Genomic DNA, 16967 nt, shown 5'->3' with positions numbered 1-16967 from the left:
CCGCCCGGTAGAGCGCCGCAATGACCGTCATCACTCGTTTCGCGCCGAGCCCCACGGGCACGCTCCATGTCGGCAATATCCGAACCGCGCTGCACAACTGGATGTTCGCGCGCGGCCATGGCGGCCGCTTCCTGCTGCGTATCGACGACACCGATGGCGAGCGCTCGGAGGAGCGCTTCGTCGAGGCGATCCGCGCCGATCTCGCCTGGCTGGGGCTGGTGCCGGACGGGGAAGAGCGCCAGTCCGCCCGCTTCGACCGCTACGAGGCGCGCTTCGCGGAGCTGAAGGCCGCCGGCCGGGTCTATCCGGCGTACGAGACCGCACAGGAGCTCGACCTCAAGCGCAAGGTGCTGCTCGGCCGCGGCCTGCCCCCGGTCTATGACCGGGCCGCGCTGGCGCTGGCCGACGCGGACAAGGCGAAGTTCGAGGCGCAGGGCATCCGCCCGCACTGGCGCTTCCGGCTCGATCATGACGCCATGATCGAATGGGACGATCTGGTCCGCGGGCCCCAGCGCTTCGATCCGAAGACGATGAGCGACCCGGTGGTGCGCCGCGCCGACGGCTCCTGGCTCTATCTCCTCCCCTCGGTGATCGACGATGTCGACATGAGTATCTCCCATGTCGTGCGCGGCGAGGACCATGTCTCGAATACCGCGACCCAGCTCCAGATGTTCGCGGCGCTCGGCGCCGCCGCGCCGCGGTTCGCGCACGAGGCGCTGCTCACCGGCGCCGAAGGCAAGCTCTCCAAGCGCCTGGGCTCGCTCGGCATCGCCCATTTCCGCGAACTGGGCATCGAGCCCCAGGCGCTGATCGCCCTGCTCGCGCGGCTCGGCACCAGCGACCCCGTCGAGCCGCTCGTCGACGTCGCGCCCCTGGTCGCCAGCTTCGACTTCGCGCGCTTCGGCCGCGCGCCCGCGCGTTTCGACGAGGAGGAACTGGCCCAGCTCAATGCCCGCATCGTCCACCAGCTCGGCTTCGACGCGGTGCAGGACCGGCTGCCGGCGGGGATGGGCGCGGCCGGCTGGGAAGCGATCCGCCCCAATCTGTCGACCGTCGCCGAGGCGGCGGACTGGTGGCGCGTGGTCGAGGGCCCGGTCGCCGCGACGATCCCCGAGGAGGACCGCGCCTTCCTCGCCCTTGCCGCGGGGCTCGCCGAGGGGATCGACTGGTCCGATCCCTGGCCGGCGCTCACCGGCGCGCTGAAACAGGCCACCGGCCGCAAGGGCCGCGCCCTGTTCCTGCCCCTGCGACTCGCCCTTACCGGCCGCGAGCATGGGCCGGACATGGCCGCCCTGCTCCCGCTGATCGGCAAGGAAAATGCCCTGGCGCGCCTCGGGAAGGAATGATCGAGAAAGCATTTGCGCCGGATATGTAATGTTGTATCATCGCTTATGCCGGCCTGGACCGGCGTTGGAGATGGAGTGCAACGCCATGTATGCCGAACATCGCTACCAGCCCCAGCAATCGCGCGCCGTCAGCATCGGGGCGTCGCTGCTCATCAGCGGGGCGATCATCACCGGGATGATCTATTCGGCGCCGAACGTCGTCCGGATCTTCAAGGATCCGGCCATGGAAACCTACAATGTCCGCGAGACGGTCCCGCCGCCGCCGCTCGACCCGCCCAAGGAACAGCCGAAGATCAAGGCGGAGACGCCGACCCAGCCCCTGCCGACCGTGCCGGATCCGATCGTGAAGACGGACAGCAATCCGGTGATGCGGACCACGCCGGACATCCCGCCGGTGCAGCCGGATATCGCCAAGCCGGTCGAGGTCGGCCCGCCGGTCGTGGTCGATCCGCCCAAGCCGGCCCCCGCCCTTATCGGCGCGAAGCGCGACCCGCGCTATGCCGATGCCTTCCAGCCCAGCTATCCCGCCTCGGAACTGCGCGCCCAGCGCGACGGACGCGTCTCGGTCCGGGTGCTGGTCGGGCCGGATGGCCGGGTGAAGGCGGTCGAGCAGGTCAGCGCCACCAGCGCCGCCTTCTTCGAGGCGACGAAACAGCAGGCGCTGTCCAAATGGCGGTTCAAGCCGGCGACGCGCGGCGGCGTGGCCGAGGAGAGCTGGATGACGCTCAGCGTCACGTTCCAGATCAAGGACCAGTAGCGGCCAGATCAAGGACCGGTAACGCAACGTCCTTGATGGAGCGCGGGGGCTGGCTCTCGGGCCTCCGCGCTCCTATCTTCGGTGGCGAGATGAGTTACCTTCAGAGATTCAACCCCCTGCGCGCATTCGGCGACCTGCGGCGCTGGCTTGCCACCCGCAAGCCCTATGAGCTGTGGTTCATGATGCTGGCCATGGTGGTCACGCTCGTGATCCTGTGGATGTTCGTGAAGGATTCGAACGTCGCCACGCCCTACAAGCGCGACATCATCTATGTGCAGCAATGGCGGCTCGACCGCAGCGACGCCGACATCAAGGCGCAACAGGCCAAGGACCTGCCCGAGGAGCTGAAGCGCAAGGCGGCGATCGAGGCGGCGCAGAAGAAGCGCCAGGCCGAATTCAAGAAATATGACGATTGGCTGACCAGCCACGGCTTCTGAGCGATGCGCGCCGGATGGGCGCCGCGCTCGCGCTGGCCGAGCGCGGGCGGGGGCGCACCGCGCCCAATCCCAATGTCGGCTGCGTGATCGAGCGGGACGGAATCGTGGTCGGCCGCGGCTGGACCCAGCCGGGCGGCCGCCCCCATGCCGAGGCGATGGCGCTGGCCCAGGCGGGGGAGAAGTCGCGCGGCGCGACTTGCTATGTCACGCTCGAGCCCTGCGCGCATGAATCGGCGCGCGGCCCGGCCTGTTCGCACCTGCTCGTCGCGGCCGGCGTCGCCCGGGTGGTGATCGCGCTCGGCGATCCCGATCCGCGCACCGACGGGGCGGGCGCCGCCCGCCTGCGCGCCGCCGGGATCGAGGTGGTGGAGGGCGTCCGCGCCGCCGACGCACGCCGTTCCATGGCCGGTTTCCTGACGCGGCTGGAAAGGGGGCGTCCGTTCGTCACGCTCAAGCTGGCGACTTCGCTCGATGGCCGCATCGCGCTTCCTTCGGGCGAGAGCCGCTGGATCACGGGCGCACAGGCCCGCGCGCATACCCATCTGGAGCGCGCCCGGCACGAAGCGATCCTCGTCGGTCGCCGCACGATGGAGTTCGACAAGCCGCGACTCGATGTCCGCCTGCCCGGCCTTGAGGATCGCTCGCCGCGCCGGCTGGTGCTTTCCGCCACCGGCGATCTGAAGCGCCCGGAGGACATTGCGGCGATCGAGGGCGTCGACCATCTCTTCGTCGAGGGTGGGGCCGAGACCGCCTCGGCCTTTCTCCGCGCCGACCTGGTCGACCGGATGCTGCTCTATCGCGCGCCGATCCTGATCGGGGAGGGCAGGGCGGCGCTCGGCGATATCGGGCTCGCCCGGCTGGGCGACGCCCATGGCCGCTGGCGGCTGGTCGACAGCCGCATGCTTGGCAGTGACAGGCTGGAGGTCTACGAGCGCGCATAATGTTTACTGGAATCGTCACCGATATCGGCACGGTCGAGGCGGCCGACAGGCAGGGCGACCTGCATGTCCGCGTCTCCACCGCCTATGAAACCGCGGGCATCGACCTCGGCGCCTCGATCTCCTGCTCGGGCGTGTGCCTGACGGTGGTCGATAAAGGTGTGGGCGCGGGGGGCGGCGGCTGGGTCGCGTTCGACGTCTCGGGCGAGACGATCGGCCGCACCGCGCCGGGCATGTGGGCCTCGGGCCGCAAGCTCAACCTCGAGCGGGCGCTGCGCCTGGGCGACGAGCTGGGCGGGCATATCGTCACCGGCCATGTCGACGGGATCGGCACGGTGAAGGCGATCGAGGAGATCGGCGGCTCGCACCATGTCGTCCTCCTCGCCGGCCCCGAGCTGGCGCCCTATGTCGCACCCAAGGGCTCGATCACCGTCGACGGCGTCTCGCTCACGGTCAATGCGGTGCGCGATACGGCCGAAGGGGTGGAATTCGACCTCAACATCATTCCCCACACCGCCGCAGTCACTACATTCGGCGCACTCGAAGCAGGGCAGGCCGTCAATCTGGAGATCGACGTGCTCGCCCGTTATCTGCAGCGCATGGAGGCGCTCCGTGGCAAAGCCTGAACGAGCCAATGAACTGGGGCGCCTGAAGCACGCCTTCCTCTCCTCGCCCGAGGAGCTGATCGACGAGGCCCGCAACGGCCGGATGGTCATCCTGGTGGATGACGAGGACCGCGAGAACGAAGGCGATCTCGTCATCCCCGCCCAGATGGCGACGCCCGACGCAGTCAATTTCATGGCGCGCTTCGGCCGCGGGCTGATCTGTCTCGCGCTCACTTCGGAGCGGGGCCGCCAGCTCCAGCTCGAGCCGATGGCGCGCATCAACGGCACGCCGCTGGGCACGGCGTTCACCGTTTCGATCGAGGCGAAGGAAGGCATTTCGACCGGCATCTCGGCCGCCGATCGCGCGCGCACGGTCGCGGTGGCGATCGATGCGGCCAACGGGCCGGATGCGATCACTTCGCCTGGCCATGTCTTCCCGCTGATCGCCCGCGACGGCGGCGTCCTCGTCCGCACCGGCCATACCGAGGCGGCGGTCGATCTGGCGCGGCTCGCCGGGCTCAACCCGTCGGGTGTGATCTGCGAGATCATGAAGGACGACGGCACCATGGCCCGTCTCGACGATCTCATCGCCTTCGCCCAGTTCCACAACCTCAAGCTCGGCACGATCCGCGACCTGATCGCCTATCGCCGCCGCCACGACCATCTCGTCGAGAAGCGCGCCGAGACGCGTTTCGAGAGCGAATGGGGCGGCGAATGGACCGCGATGACCTTCTGGAACAAGGCGACGGAGAGCGAGCAGGTCGCGCTGGTCAAGGGCAGGATCGACCCGGCCCGGCCGACGCTCGTCCGCATGCATGCGCTTTCGCCCTTCTCCGACATCTTCGGCGAGGGCGGCGAGCGCGGCGGGCTGCTGCGCCGTTCGATGGAGATCATCGCCCGGGAAGGCGCGGGCGTCGTGGTCGTGATCAACAAGCCGCGCCCGGACCAGTTCACCGTCGCGCTCCAGGCACGCGCCGGCACGCTCGAGGCCAAGGACATGGACGAGCTGCGCGATTACGGCGTCGGCGCGACGATCCTCACCGAACTCGGCGTGCAGGACATGATCCTGCTCACCAACACCCATCACACGCTGGTCGGGCTCGACGGCTACGGCCTGTCGATCGTCGGCGAGCATCCCATCGATACCGGAGAATGACTTGGCACGTGTCCTGATCGTCGAAGCGCGCTTCTACGCGCATCTGAATGACCTGCTGCTCGAAGGCGCGCGCGGCGCGATCGAGGCGGCCGGGCATCAGCACGAGACCATTACGGTGCCGGGCGCGCTGGAGATTCCGGGTGCGGTGGCGATGGCCGCCGAGACCGGCCGCTACGATGCGTTCGTCGCGCTCGGCGTGGTGATCCGCGGCGAGACCTATCATTTCGAGATCGTCTCGAACGAAAGCGCGCATGGCCTGATGGCGCTGGCGATGGACGGGATCCCGATCGGCAACGGCATCCTCACCGTCGAGAACGAGGCCCAGGCGCTCACGCGCGCGAAGCCCGACGAGAAGGACAAGGGCGGGGAAGCCGCCAAGGCCGCGCTGGCGATGCTGGCGCTCAAGAGCCGGCTGGGCTGACGGCCATGGACATGCCCCCCTCCCGCTACCGCGTAGTGGAGCAGGGGCGCCGGCTGGTCGTGATCGATACGCTGGCGGGGGAGCCGGTCCGCCCGGTTCCCGCCGCGCCCGAGATGCCGGGCGAGAAACGCCGCCGGATGGAGGCGCCGCGGCCGGCCAGCCCGTCCCCGCCGCGCGGCCGCGATGCGGGCGGGGAGGGGTTCGGCCTGGTCACCGCGCGCTGGTATGACAATGAAGCGCCGCGCACGATCCGGATCGACCGGGACGGCCAGACCCAGCTCGGCGTGGCGCTGCTCGTGCTGATCGTCGTCGGCGGCTTCTTTCTTGCCGTCATCGGCTGGCCGGCCTTGATCGTGCTGGGCTTCCTGCTGTTCAATCCCAAGGCGCGTGGCGGCCTCCGCACCGCCGCCACCAGCTGGCTCACCGCGCTCGACGCGAAGGGCGGCTAAACCGCCACCGGATAGTCGGTATAGCCCTCGGTCCCGCCGATATAGAACAGGTCCTCGCGCTGCGGATTGAGCGGCAGGCCTTCGCGCAGCCGCCGCGGCAGGTCCGGATTGGCGAGGAAGGTGCGGCCAAAGGCGATCGCATCGGCCTCGCCCGCATCGAGCGCAGCCTGGGCGTCGTCGAAATGATAGTCGGCGTTGAGCGCCAGCGGGCCCTTGAACACCTTGCGCATCACCGGGTGCACCGGCGGATGATCGGGCAGCCCGCGCGTGCCGCCGGCCCGCGGCTCGCGCATCTCGAGAAAGGCGATGCCGATCGCGTCGAGCGCCGCCGCCGCCGCTTCGAACAGCGCGTGCGGGCTGCTGTCGTTGACGCCCTGCACTTCGCCATTGGGGGAGAGCCGCACGCCGGTACGCTCGCCGCCGATCGTGTCGACCACCCGCTGCGTCACTTCGCGCAGCAGCCGCACCCGGTTGGGGATCGACCCGCCATAGCCGTCGTCGCGGAAGTTGGAATTGTCGCGCAGGAACTGGTCGATCAGATAGCCGTTCGCGGCGTGGATCTGCACGCCGTCGAAGCCGGCGCGGATCGCATTGCGGGCGGCATTGGCATAATCGTCGAGGATGCCGGGGATCTCGTCGGTGCGCAGCGGCCGCGCTTCGCCATAGGGGCGCCGGATCTCGCCGCTGTCCTCCGCCGGATAGGTGCGGACGGTGCCCGGCGCGGTGGTGGCGGAGGCCGAGACGGGCGGGGCGCCGTCCAGGAAGTCGGAATGGACCAGCCGGCCCATGTGCCAGAGCTGCGCGACGATGCGTCCGCCGGCCTGGTGCACCGCTTCCACGATCGGCTTCCAGGCATCGGTCTGCGCGTCGTTCCACAGGCCGGGGGCATAGGCCCAGCCCAGGCCCTGCTGGCTGATGCCGGTCGCCTCGGAGATGATCAGCCCGGCGCTTGCCCGCTGGGCGTAATAATCGGCCATGATCGGCGTCGGCACATGTGCGCGGGTCGCGCGCCCGCGGGTCAGCGGCGCCATCAGCATGCGGTTCGGCGCATGGATCGCGCCCAGTTGGATCGGATCGAACAGGCTCGGCATCGAGGCAGTTTCCCTAACGACTGTGACGGCGGCCAAATAGGTGGCTAAGGGGGCGCATGCATCGGCCCGGACCCCCAAGAAAAGCTACCGCACCGCAAACCGCCTCTGCGTTGCCGATCGCGGCATTGCTTGCCGGCAACGTCGCGCTCGCCTTCGGGCCGTGGTTCGTGCGGCTGGCCGATGTCGGGCCGGTGGCGGCCGGTTTCTGGCGCATCGCGCTCGCCGCACCGATCCTGGTCGTGCTTTCCTTTGCCGGCCAGAAGCGCCCCTTCGCCCCGGCGCGCGGGCTGTGGCTGCCGATCGCCCTTGGCGGCATCGCCTTCGCGGCGGACCTGGCGAGCTGGCATGTCGGCATCCTGCAGACCACGCTCGCCAATGCGACTCTGTTCGGCAATTCGGCGACGCTGATGTACCCGATCTACGGCTTCCTCGTCGCGCGCATGTGGCCGACGCGGACCCAGGGGATCGCGCTGGCGCTGGCCGCGGCGGGGGCGGGGCTGCTGCTCGGCCGTTCCTATCAGCTCTCGCCCGATCATCTGGTCGGCGACCTGCTCTGCCTGCTCGCGGGCACGCTCTACACCGTCTATTTCGTGCTGATGGGCAAGGCGCGCGAAGCGATGGCGCCGCTTCCGGCGCTCGCCCTCTCCACGCTCGCCAGCCTGTTTCCGCTGCTGCTCGCCGCCCTGTTCTTCGGCGAGAAATTCTGGCCGGGGCATTGGGGCGTGCTGATCGGCTTGGCGCTGGCGAGCCAGGTGGTGGGGCAGGGGCTGATGATCTATGCGATCGGCCTTCTCCCGCCCCTCGTCGTCGGCATCGCGCTGCTCACCCAGCCGATCGTCGCGGGCACCGTCGGCTGGATCGCCTATGGAGAGCGGCTGGGCGTCGCCGATTGTATCGGCGCGGTGCTGGTGGCGATCGCGCTGGTGCTGGTGCGCAGCGGCGGCGCACGGGTTGCGCCGGAAGCCGGGGAGGCTAAACCGGCATGATGGACCTGAAGGACGCGACTCTCGACGAACTTCGCACCGCGCTGGCGCCGGAAGTGGCGGCCAATGCGGCGTTCGACGGCTGGAACAACCGCGCGCTCGACGCCGCGGCGGACGGCCTGGGCGTCGATCGCGACGTCGCCCGGCTCGCCTTCACCGACGGGCCGGTGGCGATGATCGACGCCTGGTTCGCCGCGATCGACGCCGCGATGCTCGCCCGCTTCACGCCGGAGCAGCTTGGCGACATGAAGATTCGCGCCCGTATCACTTCGCTGGTCGAGGCCCGGCTCGATCTCGCCGCCCCGCACCGCGAGGCGTTGCGACGCGCGCTCGCCATCCTCGCCATGCCGCAGAACGCCGCGCGCGGGGCGCGGCTCGGCTGGCGCGCCGCCGATGCGATGTGGCGCGCCGCCGGCGACACCACGACCGACTACAACCATTATTCCAAGCGCGTGACGCTGGGCGCCGTCTATGCCGCGACGATCGCGGTGTTCCTCGACGACGAGAGCGAGGGCCAGGCCGATACGCGTGCCTTCCTCGCCCGCCGGATCGAGAACATCATGCAGTTCGAGCGGGCCAAGGCGAAATGGCTGACACCGCCCGAGCATCGCTTCAGCCTTTCCCGCTTCATCGGCAGGCTGCGCTACCCGGCGGTTTGATCGGGGGCGGCGCAGGACAATCCCACTGGCGCAGGGCACTCGCAATTGATAATGACTCGCAGCATGAATGCCCCCGCTGCGATTCCCGTGCCCGTACCGCTTGCCAGCCTGCCCCGCCACAAGCCCGCGGCCGTCGCCACGATCGACTGGAGCAAGCTTAGCGAGCCCGAAGGCCGGCGCCTGCGCGAGCTGGGGCTGGACGAGGGCGTCGAGGTCGAGCTGCTCCACAAGTCGGGCCTGCTCGGCGGCGGGCCGATCGCCTGCCGGATCGGCCGGATGATCGTCGCGCTGCGCCGCCACGTCGCCTCGGCGATCCACGTCAGTCCCGGCGCATGAACGCCGCGCCGCTGGTTGCGCTGGTCGGCAATCCCAATGCCGGCAAGAGCGCCCTGTTCAACGCGATGACCGGCGCGCGGCAGAAGGTCGGCAATTATCCGGGCGTCACCGTGGAGCGCCATGCCGGCCGCCTGTCGCTGCCCGACGGCCGGCCGGTCGAGCTGCTCGACCTGCCCGGCACCTACAGCCTCGATCCGTCCTCGCCCGACGAGGCTGTGACGCGCGACGTGCTGTTCGGCAAGCAGCAGGGCGAGAAGCTGCCCGATGCGATCATCGTGGTGGTCGACGCCACCAATCTCGACAATCACCTGCGCTTCACGCTCCAGTTGATCGCCCTGGGCCTGCCCATGGTGGTTGCGCTCAACATGGTCGACATGGCCGAGCGCGACGGCCTGATCCTCGATGCCGAGGCGCTGGAGCGCGAGCTCGGCGTGCCGGTGGTCGCCACCGTTGCGGTGCGCAAGCGCGGGATCGACGCGCTCAAGGAGCGGCTGGGCGACGCGGTCAGGGGCAATCACAAGCTGCGCGAGGGCGCGGGCGTCCAGCACGACATCGTCGTCCTCCAGCGCCGCGCCCGCCAGATCGCCGCCGCGGTCACCGTCTCGGAGACGGCCGCGCGCCGCTGGACCCACCGGATCGACGCGGTGGTGCTCCATCCGGTCGCCGGGCCGATCATCCTGCTCGCGCTGATGTTCGTCATGTTCCAGTCGGTCTTCGCCTGGGCCGAAGCGCCGATGGGCTGGATCGAGGCGGGCATGGCCTGGCTCGAGGGCGCCGTCGCCGGCGCGCTGCCCGACGGGTTCCTCCGCGACTTCCTCGTCCAGGGCCTGATCGCGGGTGTCGGTGCCGTCGTCGTCTTCCTGCCGCAGATCCTGATCCTGTTCGCCTTCATCCTGGTGCTCGAGGCGACCGGCTACATGGTCCGCGCCGCGATGCTGATGGACCGGGTGATGGCCGGTGTCGGCCTGTCCGGCCGCGCGTTCATTCCCCTGCTCTCCAGCTTCGCCTGCGCGGTGCCCGGCATCATGGCGACGCGCACCATCGCCGACGAGAAGGACCGGCTCACCACCATCCTGATCGCGCCGCTGATGACCTGCTCGGCGCGCCTTCCGGTCTATGCGATCATCATCGGCGCGCTGATTCCCGATCGCGCGGTGCTGCCCGGCATCGGACTGCAGGGGCTGGTGCTGTTCGGGCTCTATATCCTCGGCATCGCCGGCGCCTTCTGCGCGGCGCTGCTGCTCCGCCGCACGGTGACGAAGGGTGCGACGTCGGGCTTCATGATGGAGATGCCCAAATACCAGCTGCCGCGCCTGCGCGACATCGTGCTCGGCCTGTGGCAGCGCGCCGAGATCTTCCTGAAGCGCGCCGGCACCACCATCGCCGCCACCGTCGCCATCCTGTGGCTGCTCGCCACCTTCCCCCAGGCGCCGGCGGGCATGAAGCAGAGCGAATATTCGATCGCCGGGCGCATCGCGAGCGGGATCGAAGTCGTGGTGAAGCCGATCGGGTTCAATCACGACATCTCGCTGGCGCTGCTTCCCGCAATGGCGGCGCGCGAGGCGGCGGTCGCGGCGATCGGCACCGTCTATGCCGTCGACAATCCCGAGGATGCCAAGGGCGAGGCGACGATCACCGAGAATCTGCGCAAGCGCTGGAGCCTGCCGACCGCGCTCGCCTTCCTGATGTGGTTCGTCTTCGCCCCACAGTGCATTTCGACGATCGCGGTGACGCGGCGTGAGACCAATGGCTGGAAATGGCCGATGTTCATGATCGGCTATCTCTTCACGCTCGCCTATGCGGCGGCGGGGCTCACCTATTGGAGCGCGGTGGCGCTGGGGCTCTAGTCGCGCCTGGCATCGTCCAGCGCCTTCGCGATGCGCGCCTTTTCGGCGGCCTCGGCCTGCTTCTCGGCCTTGGTTCGGCCGAAGCGCGCGCGATTTTCCTGTGCACGGATCGGCTTCTCGGCCTTTGCCCTGGCCTTGCGCGCCTTGTTGAAGTTGATGATCTCGGCCATATCCTCACCAAAGCATCTACAGATTTCGAAGCGGAGTTTCCATGGCGGGCAGCGTCAACAAAGTGATCCTGGTGGGCAATCTCGGGCGCGATCCCGAGAGCCGCAGCTTCCAGAATGGCGGCAAGGTGGTCGAGCTGCGCATCGCCACCTCGGAAAGCTGGAAGGATCGCAACTCGGGCGAGCGCAAGGAAAAGACCGAGTGGCACACGGTCAAGGTCTTCAACGAAGGCCTGGCGAATGTCGCCGAGCGCTATCTGCGCAAGGGCAGCAAGGTCTATATCGAAGGCGCGCTGACCACCCGCAAATGGCAGGACCAGAACGGCCAGGACCGCTATTCGACCGAGATCGTGCTCCAGGGCTTCAACTCGGTGCTCACCATGCTCGACGGCGCGCCCGGCGGCGGTGGCGGTAGTGGCGGTGGCCGCTCCTCGGGCGGCGACGATTGGAACCCGGGCGGCGGCGATGAGTTTGCCGGTCAGTCGTCCAGCCGGGGCGGCGGCAATTTCAACAGCGGCGGCCAGCGTTCGGGCGGTGGCGGCGGCGGCAGCTTCGGCGGCGGCTTCCCCGACGATCTGGACGACGACGTTCCGTTCTGAGCCTGGCCGTTCCGAGCCTGGCCGCACTGAACCAGGAGGGATCTCCATGCGTGGCGCAGTGACTGGATTGGCCCTGCTGGCGGCGGCCTGTGGCGGCCCCAAGACGACCAACGACCCGGCCGCGCAGAACGTGATCGAGGCGACCTCGAAGGGCGTGCCCGCCAAGGTCGCCGCCGGCACCTGCAACGACAAGCCCGATTTCGTGCCGGTCTACAAGGAAGCCAAGATCATCAGCTGCACCAGCGGGGACGTGGCGGTGACGGGCAGGCGCAGCGGCACGGTGATCTACACCGATTTCGCCACGCCCGCGGCGATTCTCGCCTGGTCGAAGCAGCAGGCCATCGCCTCGGGCCTGTCGCTCGGTATCGAGGACGGCAAGTCGTTCAGCGCGACGGAGGGCGACCGGCGCACGCTGCGGGTGATGGCCGAATCGGGCACGGCGACCACCAACGTCATCGTGAACTGGGGCGTGAGGCGCTAGGCCCGCAAATTCAGGCCTCGACGATCTCGGCGACGCCGAACTTGCCCGCCTGATAGTCCTGATAAGCTTGGCGGATCTCGGCCTCGCTGTTCATCACGAAGGGCCCGTGCGCCACGATCGGCTCGTCGATCGGCGCGGCGTGGCCGAACAGGAACAGCGCGGGGGCGTCGGCGGTGATCGTCACCGTGTCGCCAGGGGCCAGCTCGGCGAGATGGAAATGCGCGACCGCCGTGCCTTCCACGTGGAACACGCCCCGCACGGCGTAGAGGAACACGTCACGCCCCTCGAGCCCGGAAAAGGTCACGCTGCCGCCGGCCGCGATCTCCACCCAGCTCAGGAAGACGCCGGTCAGCGAATCGACCACGCCCTTCGCGCCGCCGAGCTCGCCGGAGACCAGATGAACGGTGGCACCATCGGCGGTGACCGACGGAATCGCCCCGGCCTGCGCGCCGATGTAGCGCGGCGCGGTCATCTTGAGCCTGGCGGGCAGGTTCACCCAGAGCTGGAGGATCTCCATCGGGCCGCCGTCGCGCTTGAACCCGGCGGGGGAGACTTCGGCATGGACGATGCCGCTGCCCGCAGTCATCCACTGGATGCCCCCGGCGCGAATGACGCTCGCATGGCCGGCGCTGTCGGTATGCGCCAGTTCGCCCGCCAGGATGAACGTCACCGTCTCGAAGCCGCGATGCGGATGTGGGCCGAAGGGCAGGCCGCGATTGTTCGCCGGATAGGTCTGCGGGCCGTGATGGTTGAGGAACAGGAAGGTGCCGACATGCCCGATCGCCGGGCCCGGCACCGGCCGCCGCGTGACGAGATCGCCGATGTCGTCGCGAAAGGCCGGGTGCACCCGCTTCACCGTCCGCATCGCATCACCTCCTCAGCAGGAACACCGCATGTTCGGCGAACAGATTGGCCATTGCCGATCCGCAGCTCTGGTCGCCCGAGAGGAACCAGCTGCCCTCCAGCGCGATCCCCCGGCCCTGCACGAACGCGCGGAAGTCGTCGACGGTCACATGGTGGATGTTGGGCGTGGCATACCATTCGACCGGCAGCAGCCGCGTCACCGGCATCCGGCCGCCGAACAGCAGCGAGGCGCGCACCCGCCAATGGGCGAAATTGGGGAAGGAGACGAAGGCGTGCTTGCCGATGCGCAGCAGATTCTCCAGCACCCTGTCCGGGTGGCGGGTGGTCTGCAGCGTCTGGCTGAGAATGGCATAGTCGAAGCTGTTGTCGGGATAGTCGGCCAGGTCGGTGTCGGCATCGCCCTGTACCACCGAGAGCCCCCGGCCCACCGCCGCCGCCACGTCGCCCGCGTCGAGCTCCAGCCCGCGCGCATCGACCTGGCGGGTGTCGCGCAGCGCCGCCATCAGCGCGCCGTCGCCGCAGCCCACGTCGAGCACGCGGCTGCCCGCCGCCACGTTCGCCGCGATGATCGCCAGGTCGGGACGCAGGGTCATCGCGTGTAGAGATCCACGTCGTGCCGCTCCATGCAGCGCTCGGGATGCGGGATCTGCGTCCAGCCGAGCTTGGCATAGAGCGGCTGCATGTCGCGGGTGAAGAGCAGCCAGCGGCGCAGGCCGGCCAGCTCGGGATGCGCCTGCACCGCTTCGAGCATCCGGGTCGCCACGCCCCGGCCCCGGTGCGCCGGCAGCACGAACACGTCCGCCAGATAGGCGAAGGTCGCGCGATCGGTGATCACCCGGGCGAAGCCCACCTGCTCGTCCTGGCCTGCCTCGTCCCTGGCGAAGGCGCCGGCGCAGAAGGAATTACCGATCGAGTTCTCGACGATGTGCCGCGGGATGCCCCTGGCCCAATAGGATCCGCTCAGGAACGCATGGATCAGGTCGAGATCCAGCTCGGCCTTGTCGAACGAGATGCGATAGTCGCTCATGCCGTCCCCGCTTCCAGGAAGCCGCGCACCACCCGGTCGAGCTCGGGGCTCTCGAGCAGGAAGGCGTCATGGCCGAAGGGCGATCGCAGCTCGACGAAGCTGGCCCGCGCGCCCGCCGCGTTGAGCGCATGGACGATCGTGCGCGATTCGCTCGTCGGATAGAGCCAGTCGGTGTCGAAGCTGACCACGCAGAAGCGCGCGCCGCTGCCCCGGAAGGCGCTGGCGAGCAGCCCGCCATGCTCCTCGGCCAGGTCGAAATAGTCGAGCGCCCGGGTGATGTAGAGATAGGAATTGGCGTCGAACCGGTCGACGAACGCCAGGCCCTGGTGGCGCAGATAGCTCTCCACCTGGAAGTCCGCGTCGAAGCCGAAGGTCTTGGCGCCGTCCGGCTTCTCCGGCCGGCTCTGCAGCTTGCGGCCGAACTTGGCGGTGAGCCCCGCTTCGGAGAGATAGGTGATGTGCGCCGCCATCCGTGCCACCGCCAGCCCGGCGGCGGGGGGATCATTGTCGGCATAATAGTCGCCGCCGCGCCATTTGGGATCGGCCATCACGGCCTGGCGGCCGACTTCGTGGAAGGCGATGTTCTGCGCGGAATGCCGCGCGGCGCTGGCGATGACCACGGCCGAGGCGACGCGCTCGGGGAAGGTCGCCGCCCAGCTCAGCGCCTGCATGCCGCCCATCGAGCCGCCGACCACGGCGAACAGCTTCCCTACGCCGAGATGATCGAGCAGCATCGCCTGGGCGCGGACCATGTCGCGGATGGTGATGACCGGGAAGCCCATCCCCCAGGGCTTGCCCGTGGCGGGATTGACCGTCGCCGGCCCGGAGCTGCCGAGGCAGCTGCCCAGCACGTTCGAGCAGACGATGAAATAGCGATCGGTGTCGATCGGCTTGCCCGGCCCCACCATGCGCGCCCACCAGCCGGGCTTGCCGGTGCGCGGATGGGTGGAGGCGACATGCTGGTCGCCGGTCAGGGCGTGGCACACCAGGATCGCGTTGCCGCCATCGGCGGCGAGCGTGCCATAAGTCTCGTAGCCGATGTCGAGCGGCGACAGCAGCCCGCCGCCGTCGAGGCGCAACGGCCCCGGCAGCGTCACCGAACGGCCAGTGCCATAACGCGGATCGTCGGACATTCCGCGGTCGTTAGGAGGCTGTGCGTCTCGGTTCAAGCGGCCTTGGCATCGATCCGCGTGCCCAGCACGGCGGCGGCGGCCATCCGCCCGGTCTGCGCGGCGCCGTTCATATAGCCCGGAAAGGCATCGGAGAGATGCTCGCCCGCGAACCAGATCCGTCCCGCATGGGGCACCTGGTCGCCGCCCCCGCCCCCGCCTTCACCCTCGACGTACAGCAGCTTCGAGAAGCGGGTGAGCTGGCCGGGGGCATAGTTGCAATAGGCGCCGAGCGTGAGTGGCTGGGCGTGCCAGTTGGTGCGGGTGAAGGGGCCGGTGGCGGCCTCGACCAGCCCGGGGATCGCGGCCGCGGCGCTGGCGGCGAAGCGGGCGGCGAGCGCGGACGGCGCCTCGCTCTGCGCGCGCAGCACTTCGTCGCCGCCCAGGAACCAGGTCCAGACCGGCGAGAGCCCGTCCTTGCGATGCACGCTGCCGTCCCAGCCCAATGCCCAGCCGGCCCGCGGATCGGTCTGCCACAGCTCGCCGCCCACCCCCATCGGCCGGCGCCACGGCATGGCATTGGTGCCCGACTGGACCTTCTCGTTGAAGCCCAGCTCCATCTCGCCGATGAACGCGCGCCAGGCGGCGGGAAGCGGTACGCGGAAATCGATCTGGCGGGTGAGCGGCCCGGGCACCGCGACGATCAGCGTGTCGGCATCCGCGGTCGAGCCGTCGAGGAAATGGAGCTTCAGCCCCGGCTCGACGCGGTGCAGGCGCTTGCCGGTGGCGATCCGATCGGCATGGAACGCGCTCATCGCCTCGATCAGCGCCGAGCTGCCGCCCTCGATCACATAGCGCTCGTCGGCGCCGCCCAGCACTTCGGCGCGCCGGCCGTCCACCGTCGGCAGGTTGAAGATCAGCTCGATCGCCGAGGCGCGATTGGGCTCGACGCCATATTCGGTGCGGCTGGTCGCCTCGAGCAGCTGGCGGACCCAGGGCTCGCGGATCCGCGCGGCGTGCCGTTCGAGATAGTCGTGGATCGACAGGCGATCGAGGCGGGGCGCGACGCGGGCATGGTCCGCGTCCAGCCGGTCGGCGTCCTTCCCGATCTGCGCGGCGATCGGACGCAGCGCCGCGGCCAGCTCCGCGTCGCTCACCAGCCGGCCGTTCGCGAGGATCAGCGTGTCGTGCGGCTCGTGCTTGCGATCGCGCAGCGCCACGCCGAAGCGCGCGAGCAGCGCGTGCATGTCATAATGGTCGGTGTTGACCAGCTGGCCGCCCGCCTCGAACGTCCAGTCGCCCGATCTGTGCGTGTACATGCGCCCGCCGGTGCGGCCACGGCCTTCGTACAGAAAGGCATCCATGCCGGCCTTGCGCAGATGATGGAGCGCGCTGAGGCCCGCGATGCCGCCGCCGACGATCGCCACCCGCCCGGGCGCGCGCGCCGCGGCGGGGCGAGGGAAGGCGCCCGCCATACCGGTCGCGGCCATCGCCCGCAGCACCGCGCGCCGTGTCGCGCCGCTCGCGCCCCTGACCGGCATCGCCTCGCCGGCCGCTTCCAGATTGCGTCGCCGCGCCGCTTCCAGCGCGCGCCAGACGATGCCGTTCCCCCGCATTGCCCCTCCCCGGCTCCCTTTAACCATGAAGCCCTAGAGCCTGACCCTTGCCATCCGGTAACCATTCCGCCAAGCCGCG

21 protein-coding genes are annotated in these 16967 nt (G+C 69.4%); 14 read left to right on the top strand and 7 right to left on the bottom strand.

All coding sequences use genetic code 11. The annotated features are described in order from the left end of the window. Positions 1 to 20 precede the first annotated feature (20 nt). The 8 genes from gltX to CAP40_RS02295 all read left to right on the top strand — a co-directional run bounded on the left by gltX (position 21) and on the right by CAP40_RS02295 (position 6109). Complete coding sequence (gltX, locus tag CAP40_RS02330; RefSeq protein WP_086127733.1) at positions 21 to 1346, top strand: glutamate--tRNA ligase; 1326 nt, start codon at positions 21 to 23, stop codon at positions 1344 to 1346. Positions 1347 to 1431: 85 nt separating this feature from the next. After that, on the top strand, positions 1432 to 2103 hold the full coding sequence (locus tag CAP40_RS02325; RefSeq protein WP_086128409.1) for an energy transducer TonB: 672 nt from the start codon (positions 1432 to 1434) through the stop codon (positions 2101 to 2103). Between the two features lie 89 nt (positions 2104 to 2192). Then, complete coding sequence (locus tag CAP40_RS02320) at positions 2193 to 2540, top strand: hypothetical protein (protein WP_086128408.1); 348 nt, start codon at positions 2193 to 2195, stop codon at positions 2538 to 2540. Positions 2541 to 2554: 14 nt separating this feature from the next. After that, positions 2555 to 3481: a bifunctional diaminohydroxyphosphoribosylaminopyrimidine deaminase/5-amino-6-(5-phosphoribosylamino)uracil reductase RibD gene (ribD, locus tag CAP40_RS02315; protein WP_086127732.1), complete on the top strand. Its 927-nt coding sequence runs from the start codon at positions 2555 to 2557 to the stop codon at positions 3479 to 3481. Beyond that, a complete protein-coding gene (locus CAP40_RS02310) occupies positions 3481 to 4104 on the top strand; it encodes a riboflavin synthase (RefSeq protein ID WP_086127731.1) in 624 nt (207 codons plus the stop codon). Before ribD ends, CAP40_RS02310 begins: the two co-directional genes overlap by 1 nt. Further along, positions 4091 to 5239 carry a 3,4-dihydroxy-2-butanone-4-phosphate synthase gene (ribB, locus tag CAP40_RS02305; protein WP_256923976.1) on the top strand — a complete coding sequence of 383 codons (1149 nt, stop codon included), beginning with the start codon at positions 4091 to 4093 and terminating at the stop codon, positions 5237 to 5239. The genes CAP40_RS02310 and ribB overlap by 14 nt, the downstream gene beginning before the upstream one ends. A gap of 1 nt (position 5240) precedes the next feature. Beyond that, positions 5241 to 5660 (top strand): 6,7-dimethyl-8-ribityllumazine synthase, encoded by a 420-nt coding sequence (gene ribH / locus CAP40_RS02300; RefSeq protein WP_086127730.1) that lies wholly within the window; start codon positions 5241 to 5243, stop codon positions 5658 to 5660. 5 nt (positions 5661 to 5665) lie between these two features. After that, the gene (locus CAP40_RS02295) at positions 5666 to 6109 is read left to right on the top strand and encodes a hypothetical protein (RefSeq protein ID WP_144034204.1); all 444 of its coding nucleotides are present in this window, start codon (positions 5666 to 5668) and stop codon (positions 6107 to 6109) included. Here CAP40_RS02295 and CAP40_RS02290 read toward each other — a convergent pair. Next, positions 6106 to 7200 carry an alkene reductase gene (locus tag CAP40_RS02290; RefSeq protein WP_086127728.1) on the bottom strand — a complete coding sequence of 365 codons (1095 nt, stop codon included), beginning with the start codon at positions 7198 to 7200 and terminating at the stop codon, positions 6106 to 6108. The two genes, CAP40_RS02295 and CAP40_RS02290, sit on opposite strands and share 4 nt — an antisense overlap. A 56-nt stretch (positions 7201 to 7256) precedes the next feature. Between CAP40_RS02290 and CAP40_RS02285 the strand changes: the two genes are divergently transcribed. From CAP40_RS02285 to CAP40_RS02270, 4 genes are all read left to right on the top strand, one after another. Further along, the gene (locus CAP40_RS02285; protein ID WP_086127727.1) at positions 7257 to 8186 is read left to right on the top strand and encodes a DMT family transporter; all 930 of its coding nucleotides are present in this window, start codon (positions 7257 to 7259) and stop codon (positions 8184 to 8186) included. Continuing rightward, the gene (locus tag CAP40_RS02280; RefSeq protein ID WP_275914635.1) at positions 8183 to 8842 is read left to right on the top strand and encodes a COQ9 family protein; all 660 of its coding nucleotides are present in this window, start codon (positions 8183 to 8185) and stop codon (positions 8840 to 8842) included. Before CAP40_RS02285 ends, CAP40_RS02280 begins: the two co-directional genes overlap by 4 nt. A gap of 63 nt (positions 8843 to 8905) precedes the next feature. Beyond that, entirely contained in the window at positions 8906 to 9178 is a 273-nt protein-coding gene (locus CAP40_RS02275) for a FeoA family protein (protein ID WP_086127725.1), read from the top strand. Beyond that, a complete protein-coding gene (locus CAP40_RS02270; protein ID WP_086127724.1) occupies positions 9175 to 11025 on the top strand; it encodes a ferrous iron transporter B in 1851 nt (616 codons plus the stop codon). Before CAP40_RS02275 ends, CAP40_RS02270 begins: the two co-directional genes overlap by 4 nt. Here CAP40_RS02270 and CAP40_RS02265 read toward each other — a convergent pair. Further along, a complete protein-coding gene (locus CAP40_RS02265) occupies positions 11022 to 11195 on the bottom strand; it encodes a DUF4169 family protein (RefSeq protein ID WP_086127723.1) in 174 nt (57 codons plus the stop codon). The two genes, CAP40_RS02270 and CAP40_RS02265, sit on opposite strands and share 4 nt — an antisense overlap. Positions 11196 to 11236: 41 nt before the next feature. Between CAP40_RS02265 and ssb the strand changes: the two genes are divergently transcribed. Both ssb and CAP40_RS02255 read left to right on the top strand, forming a co-directional pair. Beyond that, entirely contained in the window at positions 11237 to 11791 is a 555-nt protein-coding gene (gene ssb / locus CAP40_RS02260) for a single-stranded DNA-binding protein (protein ID WP_086127722.1), read from the top strand. A 46-nt stretch (positions 11792 to 11837) separates the two neighbouring features. After that, positions 11838 to 12272 carry a hypothetical protein gene (locus CAP40_RS02255; RefSeq protein WP_144034203.1) on the top strand — a complete coding sequence of 145 codons (435 nt, stop codon included), beginning with the start codon at positions 11838 to 11840 and terminating at the stop codon, positions 12270 to 12272. Between the two features lie 10 nt (positions 12273 to 12282). Here CAP40_RS02255 and CAP40_RS02250 read toward each other — a convergent pair whose 3' ends face one another. From CAP40_RS02250 to CAP40_RS02230, 5 genes are read right to left on the bottom strand one after another with little or no spacing between them, the layout of a single operon-like run. Then, positions 12283 to 13137: a pirin family protein gene (locus CAP40_RS02250; protein WP_086127720.1), complete on the bottom strand. Its 855-nt coding sequence runs from the start codon at positions 13135 to 13137 to the stop codon at positions 12283 to 12285. 4 nt (positions 13138 to 13141) lie between these two features. Beyond that, positions 13142 to 13729, bottom strand: a complete 588-nt coding sequence (metW, locus tag CAP40_RS02245) for a methionine biosynthesis protein MetW (RefSeq protein ID WP_086127719.1) — start codon at positions 13727 to 13729, stop codon at positions 13142 to 13144. Next, the gene (locus CAP40_RS02240) at positions 13726 to 14163 is read right to left on the bottom strand and encodes a GNAT family N-acetyltransferase (protein ID WP_086127718.1); all 438 of its coding nucleotides are present in this window, start codon (positions 14161 to 14163) and stop codon (positions 13726 to 13728) included. The genes metW and CAP40_RS02240 overlap by 4 nt, the downstream gene beginning before the upstream one ends. Further along, on the bottom strand, positions 14160 to 15296 hold the full coding sequence (locus CAP40_RS02235) for a homoserine O-acetyltransferase (protein ID WP_086127717.1): 1137 nt from the start codon (positions 15294 to 15296) through the stop codon (positions 14160 to 14162). Before CAP40_RS02235 ends, CAP40_RS02240 begins: the two co-directional genes overlap by 4 nt. 32 nt (positions 15297 to 15328) lie before the next feature. Next, complete coding sequence (locus tag CAP40_RS02230) at positions 15329 to 16888, bottom strand: NAD(P)/FAD-dependent oxidoreductase (RefSeq protein ID WP_086127716.1); 1560 nt, start codon at positions 16886 to 16888, stop codon at positions 15329 to 15331. Positions 16889 to 16967 lie beyond the last annotated feature (79 nt).

Origin of the sequence: Sphingomonas sp. IBVSS2 (assembly GCF_002127225.1) — a bacterium.
Classification (GTDB): domain Bacteria; phylum Pseudomonadota; class Alphaproteobacteria; order Sphingomonadales; family Sphingomonadaceae; genus Sphingomonas.
The sequence above is the reverse complement of the archived record's forward strand: the minus strand, read 5'-3'. Positions and strand labels throughout refer to the sequence as shown.

Coding starts and splice junctions, on each gene's coding strand:
- gltX (WP_086127733.1), top strand. CDS start 21: ATGACCGTCATCACTCGTTTCGCGCCGAGCCCCACGGGCACGCTCCAT.
- CAP40_RS02325 (WP_086128409.1), top strand. CDS start 1,432: ATGTATGCCGAACATCGCTACCAGCCCCAGCAATCGCGCGCCGTCAGC.
- CAP40_RS02320 (WP_086128408.1), top strand. CDS start 2,193: ATGAGTTACCTTCAGAGATTCAACCCCCTGCGCGCATTCGGCGACCTG.
- ribD (WP_086127732.1), top strand. CDS start 2,555: ATGGGCGCCGCGCTCGCGCTGGCCGAGCGCGGGCGGGGGCGCACCGCG.
- CAP40_RS02310 (WP_086127731.1), top strand. CDS start 3,481: ATGTTTACTGGAATCGTCACCGATATCGGCACGGTCGAGGCGGCCGAC.
- CAP40_RS02295 (WP_144034204.1), top strand. CDS start 5,666: ATGGACATGCCCCCCTCCCGCTACCGCGTAGTGGAGCAGGGGCGCCGG.
- CAP40_RS02290 (WP_086127728.1), bottom strand. CDS start 7,200: ATGCCGAGCCTGTTCGATCCGATCCAACTGGGCGCGATCCATGCGCCG.
- CAP40_RS02285 (WP_086127727.1), top strand. CDS start 7,257: ATGCATCGGCCCGGACCCCCAAGAAAAGCTACCGCACCGCAAACCGCC.
- CAP40_RS02280 (WP_275914635.1), top strand. CDS start 8,183: ATGATGGACCTGAAGGACGCGACTCTCGACGAACTTCGCACCGCGCTG.
- CAP40_RS02275 (WP_086127725.1), top strand. CDS start 8,906: ATGAATGCCCCCGCTGCGATTCCCGTGCCCGTACCGCTTGCCAGCCTG.
- CAP40_RS02270 (WP_086127724.1), top strand. CDS start 9,175: ATGAACGCCGCGCCGCTGGTTGCGCTGGTCGGCAATCCCAATGCCGGC.
- CAP40_RS02265 (WP_086127723.1), bottom strand. CDS start 11,195: ATGGCCGAGATCATCAACTTCAACAAGGCGCGCAAGGCCAGGGCAAAG.
- ssb (WP_086127722.1), top strand. CDS start 11,237: ATGGCGGGCAGCGTCAACAAAGTGATCCTGGTGGGCAATCTCGGGCGC.
- CAP40_RS02255 (WP_144034203.1), top strand. CDS start 11,838: ATGCGTGGCGCAGTGACTGGATTGGCCCTGCTGGCGGCGGCCTGTGGC.
- CAP40_RS02250 (WP_086127720.1), bottom strand. CDS start 13,137: ATGCGGACGGTGAAGCGGGTGCACCCGGCCTTTCGCGACGACATCGGC.
- metW (WP_086127719.1), bottom strand. CDS start 13,729: ATGACCCTGCGTCCCGACCTGGCGATCATCGCGGCGAACGTGGCGGCG.
- CAP40_RS02240 (WP_086127718.1), bottom strand. CDS start 14,163: ATGAGCGACTATCGCATCTCGTTCGACAAGGCCGAGCTGGATCTCGAC.
- CAP40_RS02235 (WP_086127717.1), bottom strand. CDS start 15,296: ATGTCCGACGATCCGCGTTATGGCACTGGCCGTTCGGTGACGCTGCCG.
- CAP40_RS02230 (WP_086127716.1), bottom strand. CDS start 16,888: ATGCGGGGGAACGGCATCGTCTGGCGCGCGCTGGAAGCGGCGCGGCGA.